Raw genomic sequence first — 19813 nt, forward strand, 5'->3', positions numbered from 1 at the left:
CCATAGACGGCAGGCGCAACCCTCTATCCCTATCCCTCAACCGCCCAGCCACTCGCTGGGCGGCCTTGTTTCTGGAGACGTTCAAGATGGCCGATTATCCGGTGAAGTGGTTCAGCAATGACATGGGTGGCGCGCCGGTGCTGGGGGATACCTCAGCCGGTGACTTTATTGCGCTGCTCAAGGCGTGCTTAATCACGGGCTTCAATGTGACGCCGGTGGCAAGCGCCACCTATGAGGCCGAGAGCGGCGAGGTGCTGGTCACGCTGACCACTGGGCACGGCTTCAAAGCCTGGCAGGTGATCGAGGTCAGTGGCGCAGACCAGGAGAGCTACAACGGGCAGCACCGCGTGACGAGTATCGGCAGCGATTGGGTGCGCTATGTGCCCGACGCCGCGCCCAGTGTCTCGCCAGCCACCGGCACCACTATCGAGATCAAGGCGGCTCCGGTGGGCGGCTGGGATGTTATTGCTGAGGATGTCGATAATCATCGTATTGCGTTCAAGCGGACAGACCCGAGAGCCACTGGCCATGTGCTGGTCATTGAGAATAATGGCAGCGAAGGGCAATACCCTAGCGGCGGTGAAGATCCGGCCATGATGCGGGTATGCGATTCTTTTACTGACTTCGATACATTTGAAGAGGCTTGCTCCAATTACTGGCCAGCGAGCCATAAGTGGTCGAATAAAGATGAATGGCACTTTGTCGGGGATTCAATGCTGTTTTATTGGATTGACCGATATGCCAATTCTTCAAAAATGTCAGTTTTTACTGCTGGCCAAATAGAATCATTGATGCCTGGTGATGCGTCTGGCTTTGTGCTGAATGGTATTGGCAGTGGTAGCTCTTATGAGTGGCGGTCTAGTGATACCTATTATACAGATTTTGGTAGCTTCAATTATGGATCATTCCGCAAGATTGCGCGCAGTTATTCGCAACTTCCTGGGAGTGTGTCTTGGCAGACAATGGGGATTGGCTCAGCCTTCGGGGATTTAGCATCGTATCCGAATCCTCAAGATAACGGCTTTTATGTTGCTACTGGTAAAATACTGGTAACGGAAAGCGGGGGTATCCGTGGCTTTATGCCTGGCGTGCTGCAGCCGCTGCAGACTTCCTCTGTCTATCATTCCAAGATTGTGGATAACGTGCCTAACCTAGAGGGTGTGCCGTTATTGTTCCTTCTCGTTACTAAGCAGCAGGCGTATGGCACTGATGAGGTGCTAGTGGCTTGGCGTCTTGATGGCTGGGATAAATAATAGGAGAGGGCAATGGCCACACTTGCGCATTATAAGATGAGCGGCAATGCAGCTGATAGCTACGCGAGCAATAGCGGCGTTGCGTTTGGCGTGGAATGGGTTTCTAGTCCATTGTTTGGGACAGATGGGGAGGGGGTATTCAAAGACGCGGGGGCAAGGCTAGAGGCTGGCGTGCAGTATTCTGGCGGGGATAGCGCCGGCGTCTCTATCTGGTTTAGAGCGCAGTCAGGGAGTTCTGTGCTTTTCAGTCAGCATGATGGCCAGCGTGGTCTGATGCTCGAGGTGACACCGGCCGGCGGTCTGCGCATGACTGTTGGTGATACTGTTGGTGAGGTGGTGCCGATCTGGCGCGGTGGTTATCATCATGCAGTGCTTTCGTATGGTGATGGGGCTGCCGTGCTCTATCTTGATGGCCTCGAGGTGGCCAGCCTCGAGTCGCCTATCGAATGGCCTGATCTCTCTGCCTTTATCAAAGGAGGCGAGCCGGCAGGCGATACTGACTCTTTGCGTGTGGCGGGGGTCGCCTTCTTTGATCAGGCATTGACCCTCAATAATGCAAGGGCTTTGAATCTGTTTGTCGATGAGATTGAGCTAGAGGTCGAGGTATCCACGGGCGTGCCAGTGGGAGTCTATACCGGCGGATCAAATGACAAGGTAGAGGCTGTTCTGCCCAGCGTGACGGCTCCGCTGACGTTGGAGGCGTTATTCAAGGTTACCGGCGAAAAGTCATATATGGGTTTGAGTTATGGCAATGGGCAGGATATATATTTCGGGATGGGGGTTAGTGATAAGCGATACCCCATCTTGATAGAAAGGCTGGGGAGAAATTTCGATAATGTTCAAGGCGAAGAAGGCTCACTGTTCCTTAATGATGTCGTTAGAATATCCGCCACAATAGATGAAAATGGAAATACCCAGCTATACTGCAATGGTGAATTGGTAGGAGTGGGCAGCACCTCGCACGATATTTCTGGCAGGAATACACTTTCAATGGGCGCTTTAGGGGAATACGATAATCAATTTTCAGGCGCTGATGTCAGGGTATGGAGCACGGTAAGAACCGCAAGTGAAATACAATCTGATATGATGCGCGTAGCAGATCAAAATGACCCTAACTTGATTGCTAATTATCTCTTTGATGAGCAGGCGGGGGGTTATGCGGCCAACTCCTCTAGCAGTTCTGCCCCGCGCGCTGATTTTTTTAACTCTCCCGAATGGATTGCAATATTCGAGATCCAGAGTGGCGGCTGGGTTTCGAGCTTTCCCTATCCTGCCATGCACTCGATGCAGGCTCTCCCGCCTGGGAATCTGAATCGCTATAGCCGCCCCAACCCTGGCGCGATACAAGTCAGCGGGATGACATCCGTGCTATCCGGTGCGCCGTGCATTGCGGTGGGCAGCTTCGATCAGATCGACGGCAGCGGTGCCAACGGCACGCCGACTGGCGGCGTCTCAGATCCCGCCCTCATGGGCGTCATTGCCGGCACCGTGTTGGACATCCAGGCCCAGCCCGTCAGCCGGCGGGTGCGGGTGCATGAGCGAGCCACTGGCCGCATCGTGCGCGAGACGTGGAGCGATGCCGATGGCAAATACCGTTTCACGGACCTCGACCCGCGCCGCGCGTTCTACGTGATGGCCTTCGATCACACCCTGCAGCAAAACGCTGTCGTGTCAGACAATGTGCATTCTGAGGTGGAGGACAGCCCGTGATCAGCTTCTCGACAAGCGTAAAAAATGCGCGCCTGGCGGCCATCGCCAGTGCGATAGATGCCGGCGATTCGCCGGCGTCATTCGTTGTGTACTCCGGCACCCGACCCTCGCCTGGCGCGGCCGTCACCGATCAGGTGGCGCTGGCCACGCTGGAGGTGCCCCAGCCATTCGCCGCCGATCTCTCTGGCGGCGTCCTGACGGGGGCAGCCTTTGAGGAGGTGATGGCCGACGCTGATGGCGAGGCCACCTGGTCGCGCCTGGTCGATGGCGCGGGTGCGTGGGTGATGGATCTGGATGTCGGCATCGAGGGATCTGGTGCTGACGTGACCATCAGCTCGACGACGATTTATCGCGGGATACTGACGCGGATCAGCCGCATGGTATTCGCTGAGGGCTAGGGGGCACCGTGAGAGAGATCAGGCTGCAGTTTGTCCAAGGGCTAGCGCCCTGGAGCGCGCGCGCCCTCGAGCTGCGCCTGGGTGGTGATCCTGGTTTGTTGCTGCTGTTCGCCGGTGACTATGTACCGCCGGCGGGTGGCAATGTCGTGCTTGGCTTCGGCGGTGCCACTGAGGCGGTGGAGCTGCCGCGCGAGCTGGTGCTCGATGCCCAGCTGATGCCGCCATCCCTCGATGCTCGACTCACCCAGGGTGGAGCCATCGAGATCGCGGCCAGCCTGGTGATGCCAGTGGCCACCGTGCGTGCGCAGCTCGAGCTGATCCAGTCGCTCAGCCTGGAGGCGAGCGCGCCGCCGGTGACGGCAGAGATCCGCGTCGAGCATGGTGTCAGCCTTTCGCTGGTGGCCACGCTGGGTGCGCCGGCGGTAGTCGATGTCGCGCTGACCCGCGAGATCAATGTCTTTCGAGGGCCATCAGATAGTGCCGGTGCCCGCTTCGAGAACGCGGTCCCGCTCGAGGCCCAGGGCAGCACCCGCTGGGAGCAGCCTGCTCGCCCCTATGGGGCCATCGCGTCAGGCTTCGAGCAGGGCGCAACGCTTGCGGCCAGCCAGGGTGGCCAGTGGTCGGCCCGCCCCCGCACCGATGCCATCAGTGGCTCGCGCTGGGAGCAGGCCGAGCGCATCCTGGGCACCCTCAGTGGCAGCCAGTGGCTGCAGCTGCCGCGCGTCCGCCGCGCATCGCGGCCGGTATGGGAGCAGGGGCAGGGCATCGCAGCTGCTCGCTCGAGCGGCTACCAGCACCCACCCCGCAATGATGCCCGCCGGCGCTCGCGCTATGAGGAGGCCCGCACCCTCGAGCCGGTGACGATGGATGTGCCCTATCAGCAAGGGCGCACCACTGGCGATGACTGGCGCGTGCCCTGGGAGCAGGCCCGCCGGCCACCGCCTGGCATCGACTTGCCGCCAGATCCGCCTGAGCCGCCGGTGCTCGAGCCGGTGGAGGGTGGCACGACCCTGCAATTCTGCCACGCCATGCCGAGCGCCCCGTGGGTGCTGCAGTTCGGTCTAACGTGTGAGATACCCACCCCGACCATTCCCGTCAAAAGGCTCTATATCGTGCAAAACTCCGCGCGCCTGGTGCGCCTCTCCGATGGCCTGGAGCTGCCGGCCACCCAGATGACGCTCAGCATCGACGCTGACAGCTGGGCATGGTCATTCTCTGCCGGCCTGGCAGGGCGTGACGCTCAAGCGCTGGTGACCGGCACCGATGGCCAGCCGGTGGAGGTGATGGCCGAGATCAACGGGCAGCAGTGGCGGTGCCTGGTGGATGGCTGGCGACGCTCTGAGAGCTGGCAGAGCCATAGCGTGACCATCAGCGGCCGCTCGCTTGCGGCGTACCTGGGCGCGCCCTACGCCACCGCGCGCAGCTACACCGAGGACAGTCAGGCCACTGCCTCGCAGCTCGCCCGTTCTGAGCTGCCAGAGGGCTGGTCACTGGATTGGCGCATGACTGACTGGGTGGTGCCCGCCGGCGCGTGGAGCTATGACAGCCTCGCGCCCATCGACGCCATCTCGCGGATCGCCCAGGCGGCCGGCGGCTATGTGCAGGCCCACCAGCAGGATCAGACCATCATTGTCGCGCCCCGCTTCGAGGCAGCGCCCTGGCGCTGGGCTGAGAGCGAGGTCGATCTGGCGGTGCCCCGCGACATCATCACCCAGCTGGGCAGTGATCAGCAGCCAGGTGATGCCCGCAATGCCGTGTGGCTGCATGGCGATACCGGCGGCATTCAGGCCCAGATCATCCGGCAGGGCACCGCCGGCGATCAGCTGGCACCCACCGTGGTGGATGCGCTGATCACCGATCAGGCACCGGCGCAGTCGCGCGGGATCGCTGAGCTGGCCGCTACCCTGCGCCAGAGCACCGAGAGCCTGCAGATGCCCCTGGCGGCCTCTCTGGGCGGCCTGCTGCTGCCTGGCATGATGATCGAGTGCGATGGCTGGCGTGGTGTCTCGCGGGGCGTGAGCGTCAGCGCAAGCCTGCAGGGGCGTGCCCTGAGCGTGCGCCAGTCTATCGAGCTGCAAAGATTCCATCTGTGATGGCGTCGTGTGGTATCAGTTCAAACAAAGGAGGGGGATAGCATGGCCAATCCATATCGCCGCCTGCTGGCGTTGCTGCCGACCACGCCGCGCCAAGTAGGCGAGGTGATCAGCGTCAGCGGCTCGCGCGTTCGCGTGGATCTGGTAGGGGGTGGGGTACGCACCTGCCAGGGCGATGCCGAGGTAGGCAGCATGGTCTACGTGGAGGGGGACCAGATCACTGGCGTGGCGCCGAATTTAAAAATTATTGTTGTTGAAGTGTGAGTGAGAAGGATATTGCTTATTAAGTGATTAGTACGTAGATGTCAGGATGAGTTAGAGAGATTTAGGTAGTTAGTTAAAGGCCGGCTCACTTAGAACCGGCTGGAGTTATAAAGCATCTCGAGATTTTCAATGAGTAGCTATTTTATTAAAGTGCCGCTAACAAAGCAGACGAACCAGCACCAATAAGACTAGAAACAGTAGGGTTTTCGAGAAGCGATTTTAGTTTTGATTTTGCGTCTGTGTCTTGGCTTTCGGCTACATGCTTAACTATTTCTTTTATAGTTGCGTTGTGTATTTGTGTGTTATTGTTTCCGACTTGTACGCTATTGGATGAAATTGACCCAATGTTAATTGTGTTGCTTTCTGGCTTTGGCTTATGTTTTTCAGCAGCCTGATTGGTAATATATAGTGTAAGTAAACCTGGTGATTTTGTGCCCACACTTAATGACCCTTTTTCGTTAAAGTCAAAGTCAGTAATCATTAGCGGGATAAGCAGGGAGCCAATTTTTTGTTCTATTACCATCCCATGAGTTATGGCAGGGATGTCTTCGCAAGGGATTAGGACCTTGCCTTCTTTAGTTATTTTTTGAGCCCCATATTCCTCATTGTTGATTATCACTAAATCTGGGTAAAAGAATTTGTCTACAGTATTAATCATAACCGCTCCTTGGTTTGCTATATTTTATTAGTCTCACCCAATTCACTGTAGTCTAGTCGTTATGTTCTGTAAAGACGCTAGGTGCTAAAATTAGATGTATATGTATACGAGTAAACTATTTTGTCAGTGCATATTAAACACTGCTGGTATTCTTCACTAGATATAAGCCATGCAATAATTTTGCAAATGTTTTAAGTAAGCTATTTTAAATAAGTTATTTTAAGTTGCTGGAGGTCGATTTTTCACTTGTCTTATTAATCCCCCACAACGTGCGAGAGATTCCATCTCTTCTTTCTTTTCCTTTCTCTATCAGTCCTTCTTCCTTAAGTTTCTCTAGAGCTTTGATTAATTCTACCCTATCAATAGGTAAAGTAAGTCTTAGGCTCCGTTCAGTAAAAAAACTTCCCTTATTGTTATCAAGGTAGCTGTAAACTTGTGATTCGCTCGACTCAGCCAACCGCTCGTTAAGAGAGCTTAATACTGACTTTTTGAACTTATTCCAGTCAATGGCATTGCTAATATTGTTTTCATTTTTCTCATAGTTGAAATCTTGAATTGATTTATCTATGGATTCTGTAACTGACTGCTCCAAGCTATGCGCGAGCAAGTAGTGATTTTGATCGATAAAGTCGCTTGGTGCATATAAGCATTTATTGTTGAAAAGTAGTGCGTAAAAAAATAAAGCCACTAAAATTATAGGGAAAGCCATGACAAAATAAACAAATATCTTTTGTATCTCAATCGGTAGGTTTACTAACGCAAGTGCAGCAAATGCTTCCGCTGCGCCTGCAAATACCGAGATTAATGTAAGTGGATTGCTTATCTTGAATCTATCCATGACCACATCCTTGTGTATCAATAGTTTTTGGAATTAACGAAATTATTTTTTGTACTAGATGTAAAAAATAAATACTACGTTCTCCATAAATACTTCTTTGGCTTCGAAGTGCTAAGAGTTTTTTAGGCAAAGCAGTATGTCAATTGCGTTTACTTGTAGCTATTTGGGGGCATGTGCTACGTAGTCCATCGATATGCTCATCAAGGGCTGCTGGTATTTCGCGCCTCATTGGGTCTAGAATGAAATCGATCCCCTCTCGTCGAGCTATTTTAGCTACTGGTACAAAATCTGCGTCACCTGCGAAAAGAATTATCTGATCGACCTGGTTCTTCAAGGTCAACGATGTGACATCAACACCTATTCTCATGTCTACACCCTTCTGACGTGTAGACATTTTGACATCATCAGGACCAAGTTCTTCCAGCTTGTACTTGCCTTTCAGCATCTTTTCAATGATATGAGGCTTTATGGTCCATTGTGTATCTTCTGATAAGTTGCCCAAGCGCAAGGCGACTTTACGTTTCTTTTTAAGGGAACTATGCAGCTCATTTCTAAAAACAGCTTCGTCAGTTTTTGAGAAATCTATAGCTCGTTTTGTTATTGGGTTATGGGCTTTCTTTTGAAGAGGAGGGCAGTCGTATACAAATATGCGATAAAGTTCTTTCCTAGACTTTTGGCCATGTATGCGTTCATTCAAATGGCTAACAGCCCAGCGATGTAAACAGTCAGCTGCTCTTGACGCATTATAAGCATTTTCAGGCTCGATCTTTCGAAAGCGCTTAATGAAATAAGCGCAGTCAACTAGTATTGCTGTTGGCAATTATTTTCTCCTTGAAACGTAAACGCCCCTGGGCTGGGCACACCTCATGATTGTTTGAGGAGGCTTACTGCCAGGGGCGAAGATGAGTAAAACATACAATCCTTTTCTAGGGGTGTCAACATTCCCCATCGAACTGGGTTGATGTTATACGAAAGGAGGGTGCCGTGAGGTTCTATGAAGTCGCCTGATGACGCTGCTGCCAGCCTTGCTACGTTGCTAGGTGGGGGAACCAGAATATACGTCAGCGGCTGCGCGTTCGCGTGGATCTGGTAGGGCGCGGGGTGCGTATCTGCCAGGGCGATGCCCAGATGGTTGGCATGGTCTGCGTAGAGGGAAAAGGACAGATCACTGGCGTGGCTCCGAGCCTACCGATGGTGGTGGTTGAGGTTGAGGTGTGAGATCGGCCGACATCGCTGGTCGCAGTTTGGTCGCAGGCTGCGACCAAAAGGTGGGTGCAGTGTGAATCATGTGATGCTGCAAGTTATTGATTTACCTCGAAAGGACCGCTGCCAGCGTGACCCGAGATCTATCAAAAACGGATTCAAAATCCGCCGCTTAATAGGCGTGTCGGTTCGAGTCCGACCACCGGCACCAGAATTGAAAAAGTCGCTTTCGAGCGGCTTTTTGCGTTTCTGGCTCCCGCCGATTCATCTCCCTTGTGGTTCTTCGCTCGCTCTCTGTCTCTGCCCCGAATACCAGTCCTTGCTTATTCCTTCACGCTTCGCCTGTCATGGCGCTGGCGATGGCAGCTGCTTGTCTGTGCTCTGTACGTGACGGCAGGGGCCCAGACACAGGAAAGCCCCGAACGAATGTCGGGGCTTTCCTGTGTCTCGTGCATCCAGTCGGCGGCTCACGCCTGTTGTGGAACGCTCTTCACGCGTCGATAGAGGCTGTTGCTGGCGAGGGAGGGGGCGAGGAGTGCGATGCGGGTGTTCTGGATCGCGAGTTCCTGGCGCAGGGTAAACCACATGCCGACGTATTCATGGCAATCCTGGCAGTGCACCAGGTGGTCGGCCGATGGGGTGTGGTACTGATACTCCATCTTCAGGCCGGAGCATGCCGGACAACACAGTGCGGCTTGAGCTTTCCCTTCCATGTCTCCTCTCCTTCTCAGCAATTGACTGAATCTGGTGAGGTGCAGCGTAGTGGTCTCTTTCCTTGAGTTCGCAAACCTGCCAGTCATCAAGGCCCGTGAATCAATCGTTCAGACTCATGGATCTTGCTGGCCGGGGAGTGAAGCTTCCCATGCTTGCGCGTCATCCTCTGACAGGGCCTGTCCCTGGCTGCACTTCCTGTGCACTTGGCCCGTCACTACGCTGAACCTGCCGCTCTTCCTGAGCAGCGATCGGGCGTTACTGGCCCGCAAGAATCTTGTACACCTTTCAGAAACTGACTGAATTCGGTGTCATTCAGCGTAGTGCTCTCTTTCCCTGAGCTCGCAGGCTTGCCAGTCATGAAGATTCGTAAACCTACCCGCTCAGGCTTACGAATCTTCCTGGCTAAGGAGCGAAGTCCCCAAGCCTGCGCGTCATCCTTTGACAGGGCCTGTCCCTGGCTGCACTTCCTGTGCACTTGGCCTGTCACTACGCTGAACCTGCCGCTCTTCCTGAGCAGCGGTAGAGACGTTACTGGTTATCATAAACTTGTACAACTCCTAATTTGTTGCACAAGTTTTCAAATGTGTAAAATTCTGTACTTTATTATGTTCTCATATAAATCCATGCACGACGGCCGCCTTCGAGGGCGGACTGTCCAGTTCGTGTGACACCCATCCTGAGGGGCATATCCAGGTCGTCCATATGGCCTGCTGCCGCATCAGCATGGCGCTTGATACACTCGACTGCGTCTGCCTGAAGACTTGGTGGGAGTCGTATGTGCCCGATGCTCTCATCCCTTGAGCAGCGCCTGATGGGGAGGGCGGGCCCCATCGCGAGCGCCGGGCTACTGTCAGGTGATCCCCCAGGTGTATGTCCGAGGCCGGCGCAGTGTCGCTTTCACCAATTGACTGGAACATGGAATGACCCTCATGCATTGGATGCCGCTGAATCTGTGGTTGTCACTGGTTGCGCTATGCGCGATGGGGGCGATGTCGCCCGGACCGAGCCTGGCGATGGTGTTGCGCCATACCCTGGGCGGCGGGAGGAGTGCGGGGATCGCCGCCGGTATCAGTCATGCGCTGGGAGTCGGGTTGTACGCCGCGCTGACTGCCTGGGGGCTCGGCGCCTTGATCGTTCATTACCCGGGGGTCTTCCAGGCGATCATGCTGCTGGGCGCAGTCTATCTGGCCTGGTTGGGGTTCAAGGCACTGCGGGCGGGTCGCGGTGGAGCGCTGGAGGCGCAGGCCGTCACGACGTCCCGTTCCATGGCGATACGCGATGGTTTCATGGTGGCGCTGGCCAACCCCAAGTTGATCCTGTTCTTCGTGGCGCTGCTCAGTCAGTTGATCACGCCGGAGATGAGCGAGATGGGCAAGTGGCTGGTCGTCGTGACGGCCATGGGCATCGACGGGCTCTGGTATGTGCTGGTGGCACTGGTGCTGTCGCACTCGCGGGTGCTGCCCTGGTTGCAGGCGCGTGCGATGTGGATCAATCGACTGACGGGCGTGGTGTTGCTGGGGCTGGCGTTGCGGGTGGTCTGGGGGCTTTGAGACAGCCTGTCAGCCCAGTGAGGATCTGGTGATTCGTTATCTGGTAGAAGACGGCCCTGGCATCTTGTGTCAGGGCCGTTTTGCATGCGCGTTTTGCGGGTTGAGGCGTTTATAGATAGAGGTGTTTGTCGATAGAGGCGTGTGCTCCGATGGCGTTACTCACTGAGCGACATCATCTCGGCGTAGTCCTTGATCGAGGCCTCAAGGCTCGTGTCAGGTCTCGCCAGGAAATGCAGTGTCAGTGGCAGCTTGTCGCCTGCAGTGAGTGGCTGCGTCAGCCCGATCAGCATCAGGTGGGGGCCGCCGCCGGGAGCCATTGTCAGCGGCGCGTCAGAGGAAATCGCCAGTTGCTCGATTCTGTGCATCTGCATGCGCTCTTGCGTGACTTGCATGCTGTGCAATTCGACCGTGGCGGCCATCGGCGTGCTGGCGCCTGTCAGCACGGCATCGCCCTTTGCGATCGAGAGTGTCAGGTAGGCGGCCCCGGTCGTGGCACCCGGTGGCGTCGGTAGCGCAAAGGCTTGCTCGACATGAGGGATGGCGGACAGGGGCTCCTGCGCCGAGGCGTGAATGGTGGCAAGGGAGAGTAGGGCTAGCGTCGCCAGCCATCTGCTGGCGGTGGTGGCGATGGTACGAAGGGCGGTCAGGCCAGCCGATATCTGTCCGGCGCGTCGCGGCGCGCCATGTCCCTGGCGAGGTTGCCTCATGCTATGCGCATCTCCTGTCTGGGTGTGTAAAGAGAATGACCAAGGGAGCGGTCCATGATGCCAGTGTGGTGTTTTCTGACGTCGATGGCCTCTAGTGTAGAGGCTAGTGCAGAGACTATTGCAGAGGGTTCTGTTTTAGGTGGTTTGCACGAATGCGAGCGTCACCTGTTGCCCGGGTGTGAAGGCAGGTGTCCGGGCCGCAGTTGAAGGCAGCTTCGTCGCATTCTGCTACCGTGGGACGCATTGGTCGATGCCATCCGGCGGTGTTGGTCGTCGCGGATGGCTATCGAAGTGATTCAAGGACAGGCAAGGAACAGGGAACGGTGATCCAGGACGAAATCATTCAGCTGGTCGATGCGCAGAATCGCCCTTGTGGCACGGCACCGCGTCGCTTGATGCGACGCTACCGTTATTGGCACCGTGCCACCTATGCCTTCGTGCTCAATGGCCGCGGTGAGCTGTGTATCCAGAAGCGTACCCTGAGCAAGGAAGTGTTCCCCGGCTATTTCGATCTCGCCAGTGGGGGCGTTGTCGGGGCCGGTGAGGCCGTGCAGGTGGCTGCCCGTCGCGAGCTGGAGGAAGAGATTGGCGTGCGCGGTGCGCCGCTCAAGCATTGTTTCGATTTCTGCTACACCGACGCGACCAACCATGTCTTCGGCAGTGCATATCTGGTGCATTACGATGGCCCGCTGACGCTGCAGGCCGAAGAAGTGGCGGACGCCTTCTGGGTCACGCCGGCCGATGCGCTTGCGTTGCATCCTTCAACGCCTGATAGCCGTATGGCCCTTGAGCGCCTGATTCGTGAAGGCTTTCTGAGTGAGAGCCTGAGCCGATGATCTTCGCTTTTCCTTGTCGAGCCTGCGCAGCAACGCCGCTGGCCCTGCGTCATCTGGCATGTGCTGCCCATCGTGATGGCCGCATCTCCTCCTCCCCACTTTGTTCTGGAGTCTTTGCATGAATGCCAAGGTATCGCCACAGCAGCTGGAAGAGGTGGAAGCCGCATTGTCGACCGTGCTGGCGGGCAAGCCGCGCCAGATCCGTCTGGCGCTCTGTTGTCTACTGTGTCGTGGTCATGTTCTGATCGAGGACTTGCCGGGGCTGGGCAAGACGACGCTCGCCCAGGGGCTGGCGCGTCTGATCGGAGCGGACATGCAGCGGGTGCAGTTCACCAGCGATCTATTGCCCGCTGACATTCTCGGCGTGTCGGTATTCGACCCGCGTGAGGGCAACTTCCGCTTCCATCCCGGCCCGGTGTTCCACTCGCTGGTGCTGGCGGATGAGATCAACCGTGCCACGCCCAAGACGCAGAGCGCGTTGCTGGAGGCGATGGAAGAGCGTCAGGTCACGGTGGAGGGCGAGACCCGTCGCCTGCCAGAACCGTTCTTCGTGATCGCGACCCAGAATCCGCTCCAGCAATCCGGCACCTTCCCGCTGCCGGAATCCCAGCTGGACCGCTTCCTGATGCGGCTGTCATTGGGCTACCCGGAACCCGCTGCCGAGCGCGAGATTCTCAGGGGCAATGCCGGGCGTCAGCATATCGAGGCGCTGCGACCCTTGTTGCCCGTCTCGGTGCTCAAGGAGTGGCAGGCCGCCGTGGACCGTGTGCGTCTGTCGGACCCGCTGCTGGATTATCTGCAGGCGCTGGTGGCGGCGACGCGCAGCTCGCCGGAAGTGGCCTATGGTCTCTCGACGCGCGGGGTGCTGGCGCTGGCCAGCGCTGCGCGTGGCTGGGCACTGCTGGCAGGACGCGACTATGTGCTGCCGGAGGATGTGCAAGCGGTCTGGGCGCCCGTCGTGGGGCACCGCCTCAGCGAAGGCAGTGTTGCCGAAGGTGAAGCCGTAGCGCGCCATCTGCTCGGGCAGGTGGCGGTGGTGCCTGCATGACCCAGGTGGCGAAGCCCGGCGCATGGACGCGCGTGAAAGCCCGCATGCTGCGCAAGATGTCGATTGGCGGAGGTGAGGCGCTTCATCATGCGCGCTTGATGATCTTGCCGACGCCCTTCGGGCTGTTCTGGGCGGTGCTGGTGATCCTGCTGCTGCTGTTGGGTATCAATTACGAGAACTCGCTGGCGCATGGCCTGTCCTTCTGGCTGTTCGCCGTGGCAGTGGTCAGCATCTTTCGCAGCTGGCGCAATCTGGCGGGCGTGCGAGTGCAGCTGATCGCCGATGGTGAGGCGTTTGCAGGCAATACGTTGCGCGTCATGGTGCGTCTCACCGGTCGGGCTCGCTCACATGCCATCGATGTGCGACTGGGAGAGGCGCGCCAGCGACTCGAGATCCATGACGGCGAGGGCAGTGCGCCGCTGGAGCTGGCGGCCTTTCAGCGTGGCCAGTTCTCATTGCCGACGCTGACGCTGGAGTCGCGCTGGCCACTGGGACTGGTGCGCCTGTGGGCCTGGGTCGCGATCGACACGCCGGTCCTCGTCTACCCACAGCCAGAGCTTCCCTCCACCCCGCAGGGCAGTCGTCGTACGCTCGAGCAGATAGAGCAGGGCGATTTCGCCGGTCTGCGCCGCTATGTCCCGGGCGACGCGCCAGCGCATATTGCCTGGAAGCACTGGGGGCGTAGCGGAGAGTTGGTCACCAAGCGCTTCGAGACGCCTGCGCGTCCCTCGCTGTGGCTGGATTACGAGGCCTGTCGTGGCGACATGGAGCAGCGGCTCTCGGAGCTCACGGCGCGGGTGCTGGCGGCGGAAGGCGCCCAGGCGACCTATGGTCTGCGACTGCCGGGCCAGACATTGGCCATCGCCAGCGGCGGGGCGCATCGTCGTCGAGTGCTTGAGGCGCTGACGCTGTTCGGCGGCGAGCACAGGTTGCCATGGTCCGCCCAGCTGGCGGCCAGTGAGGCCGCCGAGCGAGCTGGCGCGAGTCGTCCCTTGAGTCAGGAGGGAAGTGCATGAGCCTGTCGACAGCCAACGCTTCCCCGGGACGCGCCTCCCTGGGCCGCTCCTCAAAGGACGAGCTCTCCAGAAGCGCGTCCTCTACCTCATCCGGTGCCAGACGACGCTGGTGGCAGCGCAAACCGCTGACGCCTGATCAGGCGCTGGGCTGGCTTGAGCTGCGCCACTTGTTCATCGGCCAGTGTCTGGTGCTGGCGCTGCATGTGCTGTGGATGCCGGTATGGCTTGCCCTGCCGGCCTTGCTGGCGGCGTTGTGGCGCTTTCAGCAACTCCGGGCGCGAGTTCCGCGCGCTGGCATCCTGTTGCGGCTGGCGGCGGTAGCAATGGTCGCGGCGGGCCTGTTTCTCGAATATGGCCAGATGCTGCGCCTGGAGGCGATGATCGGCCTGCTGGTCGGCATCTATCTGCTCAAGCTGCTGGAGACGGACAGCCTGCGCGATGGTCGCGTGGTCTGCGGGCTGGGTTTCGTGGTGCTGGCGGCGGCCTTCCTGCATGACCAGGGGCCCTTGATGGCGGCGGCTTCGGTCATGGCCGCGGCGTGGCTGGTCGGCGGGCTGGTGTTGATCGCCGGTGCACGCGAACGTCGTGAGGCCATGCGGGAGACGGCCTGGCTGATGGGGCTGTCCCTGCCGCTGATGCTGGGCTTGTTCGTGCTCTTTCCCCGCTTGCCGCCGCTGTGGAACGTGCCGCAGCTCAACGAGGCCACCACGGGGCTTACCGACAGTGTCTCTCCCGGCGATATCGCCGCCCTGGGTCGCAGTGATGCCCTGGCGTTTCGGGCACGTTTCGACAACGGACTGCCTGCGGCCTCCCAGCGCTACTGGCGTGTGTATACCCTGAGTCTGTTTGATGGCGTGCGCTGGTCGCGCGCCACGCCGGAGCGTCTTCAGGAGGCACTGGGTGGGCCGGCCGAGCGCTACGTTCAGCGCGGAACGCGTAGGGAGGGGGAAGTCGCGCGTCACCGCTATGAGCTGCTGCTGGAGCCGGACCCGCGCCCCTGGCGGCCGAGTCTCGGCGCGCCACTGACGACCAGCCGTGAGGCCCGCTACCTGATTGACGGCACCCTTGAGGGGCTGGCGTCACTCAATACCCGCGAGCTGTTGGAGATGTCTTCCTCCGGCGCGCCACCGACAACGGCTCCGCAATGGATGCAGCGCCTTGATCAGCTGTTGCCCGATGATGGCAACCCGCGTGCCCGTGAATTCGCTCGCGATCTGATGCGGGAGTCGGGGGGAGATCCTCAGGTCTTCCTGCAGCGCCTTTTCCAGTATTTCAATCGCCAGCCTTTCCACTACACCCTGACGCCACCGCGCCTCGAGGGGCTCAGCCGTGTCGATGATTTCCTGTTCGACAGCTTGCGGGGCTATTGCACCCATTACGCCTCTACCAGCGTTTTTCTGGCGCGCGCTGCCGGACTGCCGGCGCGTATGGTCGCGGGTTATCTGGGCGGCGAGGCACAAGGCGATGGCATCGGTGGGCCGCAGGAATTGAGTATCCGTCAGTATGACGCTCACGCCTGGGTCGAGGTGTTCCATGCCGGCCGCTGGCATCGATTTGATCCCACCGCGGCGGTGGCTCCCGAGCGAATCTCGCAGGGGGCGCTGAGCCTGCAGGGGCAGCCGGGCTTCATGGCCGATGCTGGCTTGCGCGCCTTCACGCTGAATAATTCATTGCTCAGTGATCTAAGACGGCAGTGGGAGCGTTTCGAATACCGCTGGCAACGCAGCGTGGTGGGGTTCCGTCTCGACGAGCAGCGAAATCTCTGGAAGCGACTGTTTGGTGACTTCCGCTGGGAGTGGCTTGTCTGGGGTGTGCTCGGGTTGCTGGCCAGTGTGGTGCTGGCAGGCGTGGCACTGGTGTTGTGGTCGGGTCGTGAGGTGTCAGCGCACGCAGGTGTGCGAGCCTACCGCAGATTGGTGAAGCGGCTGGAGCGTACGGGCCATGGCCCCCACGTGGGCGAGGCTCCCGGCAGCCACTTGCGCCGTATTGCCCAACAGCAGCCGCAGAATGTAAGAGTATTGTTACATTTGGCAGATTTGATTGAACAATGGCTATACAGCGATGCTACGGTATTAGCGAGTTCTCATGGTGAAGCATCATCCTTGCGTAGTGTTCGGCGCCAGTGGTCTGTGCAGTCTCGCAAGATTCGCTAAATCACAATGATGACTTTTATGAGTGTTACTTATTGATTTAAAGAGGTTTTTCCGCATTAGATATCTCATCCTTGCAGCGCGATAGCGCTACTGAAAATTGCTAGGTTGCGGTAAGTGTTGTTGTGTATCAAAATGTAACTATCCGTTCTTGTCTATCATGCCATCGCTCCCCCTTCGCAGCATGATGCAGCACCTTTCCCCAGTAGGAGTATGTCCCCATGGTCCAGGTCATCCGCACAGAAGGCACAGTACTTGTTGTTTCCTCCTCCAGCGAGGCGCAGCGTGTCGTCAATGGAATGACGCTTGAACCAACAGCCACTCTGGTCGCACCGCAGGGCGCGATCGTGGTGCTGGAAGACGGCACCCAGCTTGTGGTGCCGCAGGGGGCGCCGATCGGCGTTGAGGTGTTGCTGGCCGAGTCGCGTGGGGAAGCGCCTGTTGACCCGGCAGTGGAAGCGTTGCGCGAAGCGATCGCTCGTGGCGAAGACCCGACCGCGATTCAGGAAGCTCCCGCAGCCGGTGAGAGTGGCGGTGCGCCGGGCAGCAGTCGTAGTGGTTTTCTGGATGCCTCTGGGGTTGGGCGTGAAGGGCGTGTCGAACGGACCTCCTATGAATATGAGGGCGGCTTTACCGACCCGGAATTCAATGATGAGGACGAAGATGGCCTGGGGCTGGATGTTGATCCGACACTGCCCACAGAGGTCGTGCTGTCCTTGTCGGTCGATGCACCGGCGCTGACCTCCGACACCACGCCGACCATCGTCGGTACCACCGATGCCGACGATGGCAGCACCGTCACGCTGGTCATCACCGATAGCGACGGCAACGAACAGACCGTCACCGCCACCGTCGAGAACGGCACCTACAGCGTCGATGCCGAGACGCCGCTGAGCGAAGGCGAGTACAGCGTCGAGGCCTCGGTCACCGATCCGGCCGGCAACACCGCGACCAGCAATGACGTGGGCGAGATCGACGCAAGTGCGCCGGCGCTGACTGTCGACGCTCCCGCACTGACCTCCGATACCACGCCGACCATCGTCGGTACTACCGATGCCGAAGACGGCAGCACCGTCACCCTGGTCATCACCGACAGCGACGGCAACGAGCAGACCGTCACCGCGACTGTCGAGAACGGCACCTACACGGTTGACGCCGAGACGCCGCTGAGCGAAGGCGAATACAGTGTCGAGGCTTCGGTCACCGATCCGGCCGGCAACACCGCGACCAGCAATGACGTGGGCGAGATCGACGCAAGCGCGCCGGCGCTGACCGTCGATGCCCCGGCACTGACCTCCGACACCACGCCGACCATCGTCGGTACCACCGATGCCGAAGACGGCAGCACGGTCACGCTGGTCATCACTGACAGTGATGGCAACGAGCAGACCGTCACCACCACCGTCGAGAACGGTACCTACAGCGTCGACGCCGAGACCCCGCTGAGCGAAGGCGAGTACAGCGTCGAGGCCTCGGTCACCGATCCGGCCGGCAACACCGCGACCAGCAATGACGTGGGCGAGATCGACGCAAGTGCGCCGGCACTCACCGTCGATGCTCCCGCACTGACCTCCGACACCACGCCGACCATCGTCGGCACCACCGATGCCGAAGACGGCAGCACCGTCACCCTGGTCATCACCGACAGCGATGGCAACGAGCAGACCGTCACCGCGACTGTGGAGAACGGCACCTACAGCGTCGACGCCGAGACGCCACTGAGCGAAGGCGAATACAGCGTTGAGGCCTCGGTCACCGACCCGGCCGGCAACACCGCGACCAGCAATGACGTGGGCGAGATCGACGCAAGCGCGCCGGCGCTGACTGTCGATGCTCCTGCGCTGACCTCCGACACCACGCCGACCATCGTCGGCACTACCGATGCCGACGATGGCAGCACCGTCACCCTGGTCATCACTGACAGCGACGGCAACGAGCAGACCGTCACCGCCACCGTCGAGAACGGCACCTACAGCGTCGACGCCGAGACACCGCTGAGCGAAGGCGAGTACAGCGTCGAGGCCTCGGTCACCGATCCGGCCGGCAACACCGCGACCAGCAATGATGTGGGCGAGATCGACGCAAGCGCGCCGGCGCTGACTGTCGACGCACCGGCACTGACCTCCGACACCACGCCGACCATCGTCGGTACTACCGATGCCGAAGACGGCAGCACCGTCACCCTGGTCATCACCGACAGCGACGGCAACGAACAGACCGTCACCGCGACCGTCGAGAACGGCACCTACAGCGTCGATGCCGAAACACCGCTGAGCGAAGGCGAGTACAGCGTCGAGGCCTCGGTCACCGATCCGGCCGGCAACACCGCGACCAGCAATGACGTGGGCGAGATCGACGCAAGCGCGCCGGCGCTGACCGTCGATGCTCCGGCACTGACCTCCGACACCACGCCGACCATCGTCGGTACCACCGATGCCGAAGACGGCAGCACCGTCACCCTGGTCATCACTGACAGCGACGGCAACGAACAGACCGTCACCGCCACCGTCGAGAACGGCACCTATACGGTTGACGCTGAAACGCCGCTGAGCGAAGGCGAATACAGCGTCGAGGCCTCGGTCACCGACCCGGCCGGCAACACCGCGACCAGCAATGATGTGGGCGCCCTGATTGGCGGCGATTCTGGAGAGGTAACGGAGGATGGCGTTACCGAAGCATCCGGCGCGCTTGTCGATGTCGAAAGTACTGATGTTGTCGCTGGCACCCAAAGCGATGATTACGGCACTTTTAGCGTCAACGAGGCAGGGGAGTGGACCTACACCCTCAATAACGAAGCCGACGTCGTTCAGGGGTTGAATGAAGGTGACACTGTCAGCCAGTCGTTCGTGGTCGAGCTCAGCGATGGCTCGACCACCACGGTCGATATCCTGATCACTGGCGTGGACGACGGTGCCGAGATCTCCGCGGACAGCGGCGAAGTCACCGAAGACGGCACCCTGGTCACCAGCGGCACGCTGACCGCCACCGACGTGGACGGCACCGCGCCGACCTTCGAGGCGGACACCGATGACAGCAGTGTCTACGGCAGCTTCACGGTCGCCGCCGACGGCAGCTGGACCTACACCCTCGACAACGACGCTGCCGAGACCCAGGCCCTGGCTGCCGGCGAGACCGTCACCGAGACCTACACCGTCGAGCTGAGCGATGGCTCGACCACCACGGTCGACATCCTGATCACCGGCGTGGACGACGGCGCCGTGATCTCCGATGACAGCGGGGAAGTCACCGAAGACACCACTCAGGAGGTCAGCGGCACGCTGACCGCGACGGATGCCGACAACGCCGACCTGGCCTTTGTCGCAGCCACCGATGGCAGCGACTACGGCACCTTCACGGTCGATGATGCGGGCAACT

The 19813-nt window shown here is 59.1% G+C and carries 16 protein-coding genes and 1 tRNA gene; 12 read left to right on the forward strand and 5 right to left on the reverse strand.

Features of this window, described 5'->3' with window-relative positions:
• Window positions 1-86: 86 nt before the first annotated feature.
• The 5 genes from IZU87_RS14165 to IZU87_RS14185 are packed head-to-tail and all read left to right on the forward strand — an operon-like array spanning window position 87 to window position 5718.
• Window positions 87-1253 carry a hypothetical protein gene (locus IZU87_RS14165; RefSeq protein ID WP_213114949.1) on the forward strand — a complete coding sequence of 389 codons (1167 nt, stop codon included), beginning with the start codon at window positions 87-89 and terminating at the stop codon, window positions 1251-1253.
• 12 nt (window positions 1254-1265) lie between these two features.
• Entirely contained in the window at window positions 1266-2963 is a 1698-nt protein-coding gene (locus tag IZU87_RS14170; protein ID WP_213114950.1) for a LamG-like jellyroll fold domain-containing protein, read from the forward strand.
• Window positions 2960-3361 carry a hypothetical protein gene (locus IZU87_RS14175; RefSeq protein ID WP_213114951.1) on the forward strand — a complete coding sequence of 134 codons (402 nt, stop codon included), beginning with the start codon at window positions 2960-2962 and terminating at the stop codon, window positions 3359-3361. Before IZU87_RS14170 ends, IZU87_RS14175 begins: the two co-directional genes overlap by 4 nt.
• A gap of 8 nt (window positions 3362-3369) precedes the next feature.
• Window positions 3370-5454: a hypothetical protein gene (locus tag IZU87_RS14180; protein ID WP_213114952.1), complete on the forward strand. Its 2085-nt coding sequence runs from the start codon at window positions 3370-3372 to the stop codon at window positions 5452-5454.
• Between the two features lie 42 nt (window positions 5455-5496).
• Window positions 5497-5718, forward strand: coding sequence for a hypothetical protein (locus IZU87_RS14185; RefSeq protein WP_213114953.1), 222 nt, complete (start codon window positions 5497-5499; stop codon window positions 5716-5718).
• A 145-nt stretch (window positions 5719-5863) separates the two neighbouring features.
• On the opposite strand, the gene IZU87_RS14190 is transcribed toward IZU87_RS14185, so the two are convergent.
• The 3 genes from IZU87_RS14190 to IZU87_RS14200 form a co-directional block, all read right to left on the reverse strand.
• Window positions 5864-6376, reverse strand: a complete 513-nt coding sequence (locus IZU87_RS14190) for a hypothetical protein (protein ID WP_213114954.1) — start codon at window positions 6374-6376, stop codon at window positions 5864-5866.
• A 214-nt stretch (window positions 6377-6590) separates the two neighbouring features.
• Entirely contained in the window at window positions 6591-7214 is a 624-nt protein-coding gene (locus tag IZU87_RS14195) for a hypothetical protein (RefSeq protein ID WP_213114955.1), read from the reverse strand.
• Window positions 7215-7353: 139 nt separating this feature from the next.
• Window positions 7354-8034 (reverse strand): NYN domain-containing protein, encoded by a 681-nt coding sequence (locus IZU87_RS14200; protein ID WP_213114956.1) that lies wholly within the window; start codon window positions 8032-8034, stop codon window positions 7354-7356.
• 508 nt (window positions 8035-8542) lie between these two features.
• On the opposite strand from IZU87_RS14200, the gene IZU87_RS14205 reads away from it, so the two are divergent.
• A tRNA-OTHER gene (locus IZU87_RS14205) sits at window positions 8543-8628 on the forward strand.
• Between the two features lie 256 nt (window positions 8629-8884).
• Here the strand turns inward: IZU87_RS14205 and IZU87_RS14210 are convergent.
• Window positions 8885-9130 carry a hypothetical protein gene (locus IZU87_RS14210; RefSeq protein ID WP_192839416.1) on the reverse strand — a complete coding sequence of 82 codons (246 nt, stop codon included), beginning with the start codon at window positions 9128-9130 and terminating at the stop codon, window positions 8885-8887.
• Window positions 9131-10069: 939 nt separating this feature from the next.
• Here IZU87_RS14210 and IZU87_RS14215 point away from each other — a divergent pair.
• Window positions 10070-10681 (forward strand): LysE family translocator, encoded by a 612-nt coding sequence (locus tag IZU87_RS14215; protein WP_213114962.1) that lies wholly within the window; start codon window positions 10070-10072, stop codon window positions 10679-10681.
• A gap of 155 nt (window positions 10682-10836) precedes the next feature.
• Here IZU87_RS14215 and IZU87_RS14220 read toward each other — a convergent pair whose 3' ends face one another.
• The gene (locus IZU87_RS14220; RefSeq protein WP_213114957.1) at window positions 10837-11388 is read right to left on the reverse strand and encodes a copper chaperone PCu(A)C; all 552 of its coding nucleotides are present in this window, start codon (window positions 11386-11388) and stop codon (window positions 10837-10839) included.
• A 323-nt stretch (window positions 11389-11711) separates the two neighbouring features.
• On the opposite strand from IZU87_RS14220, the gene IZU87_RS14225 reads away from it, so the two are divergent.
• The 5 genes from IZU87_RS14225 to IZU87_RS14245 all read left to right on the forward strand — a co-directional run.
• On the forward strand, window positions 11712-12224 hold the full coding sequence (locus IZU87_RS14225) for an NUDIX hydrolase (RefSeq protein ID WP_225347259.1): 513 nt from the start codon (window positions 11712-11714) through the stop codon (window positions 12222-12224).
• A gap of 118 nt (window positions 12225-12342) precedes the next feature.
• Window positions 12343-13272: an AAA family ATPase gene (locus tag IZU87_RS14230; protein ID WP_213114958.1), complete on the forward strand. Its 930-nt coding sequence runs from the start codon at window positions 12343-12345 to the stop codon at window positions 13270-13272.
• Window positions 13269-14288, forward strand: coding sequence for a DUF58 domain-containing protein (locus IZU87_RS14235; RefSeq protein ID WP_153636508.1), 1020 nt, complete (start codon window positions 13269-13271; stop codon window positions 14286-14288). Before IZU87_RS14230 ends, IZU87_RS14235 begins: the two co-directional genes overlap by 4 nt.
• Window positions 14285-16441, forward strand: a complete 2157-nt coding sequence (locus IZU87_RS14240; RefSeq protein WP_213114959.1) for a transglutaminase TgpA family protein — start codon at window positions 14285-14287, stop codon at window positions 16439-16441. Before IZU87_RS14235 ends, IZU87_RS14240 begins: the two co-directional genes overlap by 4 nt.
• Window positions 16442-16659: 218 nt before the next feature.
• Window positions 16660-19813, forward strand: a 3154-nt coding sequence (locus IZU87_RS14245; RefSeq protein WP_213114960.1) for a retention module-containing protein, incomplete at its 3' end; no start/stop codon positions are given.

The sequence above is a fragment of the Cobetia sp. MC34 genome (assembly GCF_018340035.1).
GTDB lineage: Bacteria > Pseudomonadota > Gammaproteobacteria > Pseudomonadales > Halomonadaceae > Cobetia > Cobetia amphilecti.